The sequence below is a fragment of the Daejeonella sp. genome, assembly GCF_044232565.1.
Classification (GTDB): Bacteria; Bacteroidota; Bacteroidia; order Sphingobacteriales; family Sphingobacteriaceae; genus Daejeonella.
This window is the reverse complement of record NZ_JBIILQ010000129.1, coordinates 1-7,815: the sequence shown is the minus strand read 5'-3', so window position 1 is coordinate 7,815 and position 7,815 is coordinate 1. Positions and strand designations below refer to the sequence as shown.

The window sequence follows — 7,815 nt, the reverse complement described above, 5'->3', positions numbered from 1 at the left end:
TAATTACTCAGTACTAATTTTCCTTCTCCGATTTTCTATCTCCCTACTTTGTACTAATTACTCAGTACTAATTTTCCTTCTCCGATTTTCTATCTCCCTACTTTGTACTAATTACTCAGTACTAATTATCCTTCTCCGATTTTCTATCTCCCTACTTTGTACTAATTACTCAGCACTAGTACACTAATCTTCATAGCCAAAGCTCTTCAAATAGTTTTTCCGGTTTCTCCAATCAGGAATAACCTTAACAAACATCTCTAGAAATACTTTTTTCTGTAGAAACTCTTCCATGTCTTTGCGGGCATATGTTCCAACCTTTTTCAGCATTTCGCCGGCTTTTCCGATGATGATATTTTTCTGTGAGTCGCGTTCTACAATAATTTCAGAGCTTATGCGAATAATTTTTGCCTCGTCTTTAAAGGCTGTAATAATCACTTCAGTACTGTATGGAATTTCCTTGTCGTAGAGTTTAAATACCTTTTCACGAATTATTTCTGAAACGAAGAAGCGTTCATTTCTATCGGTTAGGGTGTCTTTGTCGTAATATGGTGGATGCTCTGGTAAATTATCCATGATAAACTGCATAACTGCTGGAACATTATGATCATGCAAGGCCGAAACAGCAAATATGGCTTTGGGTTTTAGTTTTTCTTCCCAATAAAGTATTTTTTCTTTAACTAAATCCTCGTTTGATTTATCGATCTTATTGATAATCAAAGCAATAGGGGAATTGGTTTTGGCTAGTTTTTCAAGAACATCATTTTCGTCGTACTTTTCATTAATATCTGTGACAAATAGGATGATATCTGCGTCGACTAAGGAGCCATTTACGAAACTCATCATTGATTCTTGCATTCCATACACCGGTTTTATGACTCCGGGCGTATCCGAAAAAATTAATTGCGAGTCGGGTTCATTAACAATGCCTAAAATACGGTGACGCGTAGTTTGTGCCTTTGGAGTGACTATAGAGAGTTTTTCTCCGACTAAGGCATTCATTAGGGTTGATTTCCCAACGTTTGGTTTCCCAATCAAACTAATAAATCCGGCTTTATGCGACATGAAAAATTTATTTTAAAATATATTTGCACCGCAAAGAAACGAAATATATCTTTGCAGTCCAATTTAAAAGCAACGCTTTCATTCTTTAAAGCTTTAAATTGTCACAGTGCGGGATGGAGCAGTTGGTAGCTCGTCGGGCTCATAACCCGAAGGTCGTCAGTTCGAGTCTGGCTCCCGCTACCCAAGTTAAAAAGCTGAAATGACGCTTAAAACTCAAAATGGCCCGTTCGTCTAGGGGTGAGGACGCCAGATTTTCATTCTGGAAACAGGGGTTCGATTCCCCTACGGGCTACGAAACCCGCTCTAATAAATAGGGCGGGTTTTGTGCTTTTATTGGTTTTGGCAATTTTTCATCGCTTTGAAATCAGATAAGTGTACTTATGGGCTGGTTTTGAGTTCGGATTTAATCCTTAATAGATGGGTTTAATTAAAGCCTAAAGATAATCTTAGACCTTTTATTTGCCATAAATAGATTAGGGTAATGAAGAAGGAAAGATAATGATCAACTAAGTTTAATCGCGGAATATTACGATTCAATATTTATCACATGATTTTTTTAAGTTCATTCAAAATTACCGGATCCAACTTATAAATAGTCAGTCTTTTGTCCTCAGGCAATGGTTTTCTCTCAATTGCATTTTCCCAATTATATTTTGCTTTGAGTTTTTTATTAATCTGACCAATTACATTAAACCTGATTTTTCTTTGATTTTCTTGTGTTTTATCGGTTGCCTCTAAAATGTCGTTAATTTCATAAGTGTTTAAATACTCATTTACTTTAAGCGCCACGAGTTTATTTAAGAATTTCCTTTCCAATTGGTTGAACATTAATTCATTATCATCAACAGCTCCTTTGCGCTTCCATTTCAAAATGGTCATGATAATAACAATTAGAAACAAGCCGAGTGCATACCATTGCCATATTATACCTGTACTATAAAATTTGCCTACATAAGTGGTGTTTTTCCGAATTTCGGAAATTGATATTTTCTGGACAGGCCCCTCATTTATGCTCTTAAAAATGATTAATGTATCTTGATGTACATAATGATACAGACCAATGCCAAGATCTTTTCTACTATTTTGATGAAGATAAACTTCATTTTTGTTTGGATCGATGACGTAAATAGCCTTGTTTAAAAAGTGAAAAAACACTTCACCGGTCCAGATAATTCCTTCAGATTTTTCAGGTAGCAGATTACTATTTAATTTACCCAAAAACTGCCATTCATTTTTCTTGAAATCGAACAGGTAAAAATTATCAATATAGCTTTCTTCTTGAACCTCCAGAAAATTTTTGTGTTTTGAGCCACCAGAATAGTACACATCCTGTTTGTTGCTATAACCTTGGAAGCCATCTGTAATTGCTAAAGGCCCTTTATTTTTGGGCCTAAGTATTTCCCATTCTTTTAATTGTTCTGCGAAGTAGGTTATTGAAGTATTATAATTCCAAAAACCTTCGCCACCTATGGAGTATAAGATTTCATTTCTAATAAACTGGTTTGCCGTAAAGTTAAATCCGCTGTGGAAGGTTTTATCTAGCCTCTTAAATTCTTTTTTTAAAGAGTCATATTCAAATAATTGGCCTGTCCCGATAACTTGTAAAAGTATCTTCCTTCCATTCTCGATGATAAAAAATTTATTTGTAAAATGCGTGGGAAGATTATTGAAAATTTGTGGGTCTAATTTTACTTTGCCTTCTCTTAACCATGGCCCACTTTCTCTTTCCTTGTAGAGTTCTAATGTTTCGGGATTAACTCTGACACGTAGTTTAGTCTGCGGATCAACCCACATGAAATAACGATCTATCCCAAAAATTTCTTGAGATAACATTAATAATACGAATACGAAAAATATTCTTAGTGAGGTAGACATTAAATCAGTTTAACACAAATTAGAACATAAAAATGATTTTTGCCTAAATTAATATGTGATAATGTGTTATTATAACGCAAGTAACGGAAATTGCTCAATTTAAGAGCGATTTAAGAGGGAATACTATACTTTATAATAGTGACCAATTTTTATCGGGTCAAGGATATCTGACAATCCTTTTTATGTTTTCTCTAAAACTATATATTATTGAAGCTCAAATCGAAATAATTAATTCATCAATAACTCTTGAAAAGTAAAAAGTTCCTTTAAGTTGGGATCTACCATAACCTTTACAGATGCCATATCTGCGTCTCCAAATACTTGCAATCTAGTGAAGTTGAGTATTGTTGAACGTTTGTCTTCATGAAGTAATGGTTTATCAACAATAAAACGATGTGAATCACCATTTATCAGAAGAACAGGTTTCTGATACTTTTTACTGAGTTCGGCTAATTTCAATCTAATTTTTTCAAATCCCGATGAGCCCGTGCCCATGTAAAACATATCTGCTTGGATAACCATAACGAGTCCTTTTTTATCTGAAGCCTTGTTATATAATTCTTCAAGCCAAGCTAAATTAGCCTTCTCACGTTCAATAAATTCCGTATTATCACCAAGCTCTTTTAAATTATTATTTGTTCCAACCAAATGAACCGTAGCAAATTGAACACCACCATATTCCCAAGCTACATTTTCAACGTAGCTAGAAAATTGAGGGTTTTCTGCCTGACTATTTAAGGCTATTTTTTTCTGTCCGAAGCTCTCCTTAGAACTAAAAAACATCTTTCTCAATAGCGCTAGGCGCTCTAATGGATCGTATTCTCCTGCTGCTTTTCGGTTGCAATCGGTCCATTCATTATCGCCCGGGGTATAGATTAGTGGATTCTTAAATGTTCCAAAATAGTTATAGATTTTTTTAAAATATTCGTCTGAGCAGGGTGTTGAACCTGATTTGAAATCACCAACATGTACGCTAAAAGCGGGCTTTTCACTGTTTATCTGTTCAATTAATTTTTCAAAACGGGGGTAATCGTTTGGGATTCGATAGGGCATGTCGCCGAAGGCGATGAACTCGAATTTTTGAGATTGAGCAAAGTTAGTAGATGCAAAAAATAGGCAAATAAGACTTAAAAACAGGACTCTCATGATTTTAATAATTTTTAACTAATCTAACCAGTCTTAAGCGTTTTCCAAAGTTAATTTCAGAGTTTTGAATAGCTATATCCGCATGTCAATTAGCTTGTTTTTTGGGTAATTATAAAGTAAAAGCAAAATCAATATAAATAGTTCTTTAGTTTGTCTTTGAAAAGCTTCATAATTCAATGAATAGCCTATTTTTGTAAACATATTAAACGATTCAAAATTCATTATGAATAAATATTTTTTTTTAGTGTTATTTTTCATTTCTTCGGGTTTATATGCCCAAAGTGCTTCTGTTGAGGGTTTTACTTTCGATAAATCTGCTAATGCTCCTTTAGAGTTTGCTAGTGTTTCTTTGTTTAAATTATCTGACTCAAGTTTGGTTAGCGGACAAGTAGCGGATATAAATGGGAAGTTCAAATTTTTGAATTTGGTGGCCGGACTTTATTATATCAAAGCGCAATTTGTTGGTTATGATACCTATAAATCGACTACTTTTTCTTTGTTAGCTGGGAAAAAATTAAATATTGGGGCGATTGAACTTAGGGTAAATCAAAAATTTTTGGCTGAAGTAAAGGTCACAGGACAGCAATTACAGAGTTTTAATAAAATTGATAAACAGGTTTATAAGGCCGATCAGTTTGAGTCGGCAAAAGGCGGCACTGCTGTAGATGTAATTAAAAATATGCCCTCTGTTACGGTAGATGGGCAAGGGGAAATATCCTTGCGTGGATCAAAAGGCTTTCTAGTTTTAATAAATGGTAAGGCAGTACAGACGGATGCGGCTACGATTTTGAGTCAGCTGCCTGCAAATTCGATAGAAAATATTGAACTAATTACTGCGCCATCAGCAAAATATGATCCCGATGGTAAAGGGGGTATAATTAATATTACAACCAAAAAAGGGGCCGATGATAGTAGTGCTTTCATAGCTAATGTTCAAGGCGGTTTACCTTCGGTAAGGAATTATGGAAATGCTGAAGATCAGCAACGTTATGGGGCCGATTTTACTTACAACTATAAAAAAGATAAATGGGATTTTTCTATTGGGGCTAATTATTTAAGAAATGATAATGCTGGTTTTAGAGATGGGGATTTGTTTACTATTATTGGTGTCAAGAAAACTAGCTTCCCATCTCAAGGAGAGCGAAGTTTTGATAAATATAATTATGGGGGCAGGTTCAATCTTATATTTACACCCTCTGTAAAAGATCAATTTTCTGTTGGTTTTTTTGCCGGACACAAATATCAGGATCGTGTGGCTGATATTAATTATAGCAATGTGAATACGGTTTTGGCTACAGGTCAGATTATTGGGCGTAAAAATTATTTTAATGCAAATACGCAAAATAAACAGGGTGATTTTATTTTAGGGAATTTAGAATATCTGCATAATTTTGATGATAAATCGGTTTTAAATATTTCTGCTCTGGTGGAGCAAGCAGAATTGGAAGGTTCAACAAAAAATAGGAATATTGAACTTCAAGACACTGTTCAAAATACTTTGAGCACTTATAAAAATCCTTTAACAGGCTTTAGGATTAAGGTAGATCATAGTTTTAATTTGGGTAAAGGCAAGCTCGAAAGTGGCTATCAATATCGTCTAGATCAACAAGATGGGCGGTTTATTTATGCTGTAAAGGAGCGAGGAGCTACTAATTTTACCACTGATCAGGCCTTTTCGGGAAATGTAAAAGCAAATAATCACATTCACTCGCTTTATAGTCAGTATTCTGGCAAGGTAAATAAATTGGAATATGTTACGGGACTCAGGTATGAATATTCAACACGCGATTTAAGTGTAAAGTCTTTATTGAATGATAATTACAAGCTGGAGCTACATAACTTATTTCCTTCAGCCAGCATTTTGTATAATTTTGAAAACAGCTGGAAAGCGAAGGCTGGAATTAGCCGGAGGGTGCAGCGAACTAACAATTTTGAGCTAAATCCGATACCAGAAAGAGAACATTCTGAAACGCTTGAAAGGGGAGATGCGAATCTTTTGCCAGAATTTATATACTTGGCTGAAGTTGGTGTCACAAAGAATTTTAGTAAGGGTTCACTATTTTCTACCATTTATTATCAGGATATTAAAAATCCTATTCAAAGGGTAAACAATGTATATACCGATACTATTTTGAATCGTGTTTATACCAATGCCGATAAGGCAAAGCGCTTGGGAATTGAATTGGGACTAAATTATAGTCCCGCGAAATGGGCACAACTTTACCTCGGCACCAATGTGTTTAGAAGTTCACTTAGTGGTTTAGTGCTAAATTACCCAAATGTTCAGAAAAACGCGGCTTGGGTAAATTCAATCAATGCCAATATGAATTTCCAGCTAAACTCCACACTGAGTGTGCAAGGGAATATGAACTATATTTCTGCTCGTCCGACGGTGCAGGGGGAAGATTCACGCTTTTACTCGCCTAATATGTCTATTAAAAAAACACTGATGTCGGGAAGGTTAACGGCATTATTGCAATGGCAAAATATGGATATGGGCTTGTTAAAAAGCAATGAGCAGCGTATCACCACCTCTGCCCCCGATTTTTATACCACAACTAATTATATTTATGAGGTGGATGTAGTGATGATCAATTTGAGTTTTAACTTGAATAAGCTTAAAAATAAATTGAAATTGCCAGGTAGTGAGTTTGGCGAAAAGGAATTTTAGTTTATGTGATCGGGGTAAAAATGAAAATTTCTACCCCGATTGAAAATTCTATTAATTTTGAGCATCATAAATAACTACTCGCTCAAAGAAGACTTTAAATTCTTCTAAAAAGGCTTTATGAAGCGTGTGGACTTGATAAAAATCATGTGCTGCTAAGTCATCAAAAGCCAATAATAAACTAAAAGTATAGCTGGTATCTACTACAGCACGCTCAATGGGTGCTGGAGTACCTAAATGAAAAAATTTTACTACTTCAATCTTTTCTAATGTACTTAAGCTTTTTTGGAAGGCAATCTTTTGTTCGCTAGTGATATCGGCCTTTAGCCAGAATAAAACATGGTGAGTGATCATATTTTTAAATTTTTGACGCAAATATAGTGATGAAGCTCAAAGGAAGCGCTGTACTTAAATTAATAATTTTGTTTTGAATTGTTTTTAGCTAAGACACAAATATTCTTTAAGAATCGGTAAATCAGCTTCAGCCCAATCTAAATCCAACAAATTCTCCTTGTCTAAGTATTTAAAATCTACATGCTCTTTGAGGTTAATTTCACCGCTTAAGTATCTACAAATGAATGGAATAAGCCGTATGGATTTGTCTAAATAATGATGATCATTTATACTTAATTGCTTAATAACGCTAATCTTAATATCCAGCTCTTCTTTTATTTCTCTAATCAAGCATTCTTCAGGCTTTTCATTAAGCTCCACTTTGCCGCCGGGGAATTCCCATTTAAGCGGAAGGTGCATGCTCGTGCTTCTTTGGCAAACGATTACCTTGTTTTGACTGTTTAGAATGATGGCGCAGGCGACGAGTAGCATCGTTTAAGGGAATGGAATGTTATAATCAGTAAATTGGTTCCTATAAAACTTAAGAATTAAGCAAAATACTTAAAATCTGTATAAGTATGTTATTATGATGGTTATGATTATTGCTAAATGGAAATTTACACTTCCCTAAACCATGTGTTGGAACAAGCAAAATGATGGTAAATTATTGGTTTTAAAGGCTATCGTTTTTTTATTTTGTGCCAGACTAGCTTGTATAATAAATGAACGCT

7 protein-coding genes and 2 tRNA genes are annotated in these 7,815 nt (G+C 34.7%); 4 read left to right on the top strand and 5 right to left on the bottom strand.

All coding sequences use genetic code 11. The annotated features are described in order from the left end of the window. Positions 1-187, top strand: a 187-nt coding sequence (locus ACILQF_RS08180; RefSeq protein ID WP_395626927.1) for a hypothetical protein, incomplete at its 5' end; no start/stop codon positions are given. Here the strand turns inward: ACILQF_RS08180 and era are convergent. Then, the gene (era, locus tag ACILQF_RS08175) at positions 184-1,062 is read right to left on the bottom strand and encodes a GTPase Era (protein ID WP_395626926.1); all 879 of its coding nucleotides are present in this window, start codon (positions 1,060-1,062) and stop codon (positions 184-186) included. The two genes, ACILQF_RS08180 and era, sit on opposite strands and share 4 nt — an antisense overlap. Positions 1,063-1,169: 107 nt before the next feature. Between era and ACILQF_RS08170 the strand changes: the two genes are divergently transcribed. Then, positions 1,170-1,246 (top strand) — tRNA-Met (locus ACILQF_RS08170). Positions 1,247-1,282: 36 nt separating this feature from the next. Beyond that, positions 1,283-1,354 (top strand) — tRNA-Glu (locus ACILQF_RS08165). Positions 1,355-1,605: 251 nt separating this feature from the next. On the opposite strand, the gene ACILQF_RS08160 is transcribed toward ACILQF_RS08165, so the two are convergent. Then, positions 1,606-2,937: a hypothetical protein gene (locus ACILQF_RS08160; RefSeq protein ID WP_395626925.1), complete on the bottom strand. Its 1,332-nt coding sequence runs from the start codon at positions 2,935-2,937 to the stop codon at positions 1,606-1,608. A gap of 228 nt (positions 2,938-3,165) precedes the next feature. Then, positions 3,166-4,083, bottom strand: a complete 918-nt coding sequence (locus tag ACILQF_RS08155; protein ID WP_395626924.1) for a metallophosphoesterase — start codon at positions 4,081-4,083, stop codon at positions 3,166-3,168. 223 nt (positions 4,084-4,306) lie between these two features. Between ACILQF_RS08155 and ACILQF_RS08150 the strand changes: the two genes are divergently transcribed. Then, positions 4,307-6,754: a TonB-dependent receptor domain-containing protein gene (locus tag ACILQF_RS08150; RefSeq protein ID WP_395626923.1), complete on the top strand. Its 2,448-nt coding sequence runs from the start codon at positions 4,307-4,309 to the stop codon at positions 6,752-6,754. A 51-nt stretch (positions 6,755-6,805) separates the two neighbouring features. Here ACILQF_RS08150 and ACILQF_RS08145 read toward each other — a convergent pair whose 3' ends face one another. Then, positions 6,806-7,105, bottom strand: a complete 300-nt coding sequence (locus ACILQF_RS08145; RefSeq protein WP_395626922.1) for a Dabb family protein — start codon at positions 7,103-7,105, stop codon at positions 6,806-6,808. Positions 7,106-7,189: 84 nt separating this feature from the next. Next, on the bottom strand, positions 7,190-7,576 hold the full coding sequence (locus ACILQF_RS08140) for a (deoxy)nucleoside triphosphate pyrophosphohydrolase (RefSeq protein WP_395626921.1): 387 nt from the start codon (positions 7,574-7,576) through the stop codon (positions 7,190-7,192). Between the last annotated feature and the right edge of the window lie 239 nt (positions 7,577-7,815).

Bases quoted from the DNA above. Each gene is read 5' to 3' on its own strand.
- ACILQF_RS08155 (WP_395626924.1), bottom strand. From the start codon at position 4,083: ATGAGAGTCCTGTTTTTAAGTCTTATTTGCCTATTTTTTGCATCTACT.
- ACILQF_RS08160 (WP_395626925.1), bottom strand. From the start codon at position 2,937: ATGTCTACCTCACTAAGAATATTTTTCGTATTCGTATTATTAATGTTA.
- ACILQF_RS08150 (WP_395626923.1), top strand. From the start codon at position 4,307: ATGAATAAATATTTTTTTTTAGTGTTATTTTTCATTTCTTCGGGTTTA.
- era (WP_395626926.1), bottom strand. From the start codon at position 1,062: ATGTCGCATAAAGCCGGATTTATTAGTTTGATTGGGAAACCAAACGTT.
- ACILQF_RS08145 (WP_395626922.1), bottom strand. From the start codon at position 7,105: ATGATCACTCACCATGTTTTATTCTGGCTAAAGGCCGATATCACTAGC.
- ACILQF_RS08140 (WP_395626921.1), bottom strand. From the start codon at position 7,576: ATGCTACTCGTCGCCTGCGCCATCATTCTAAACAGTCAAAACAAGGTA.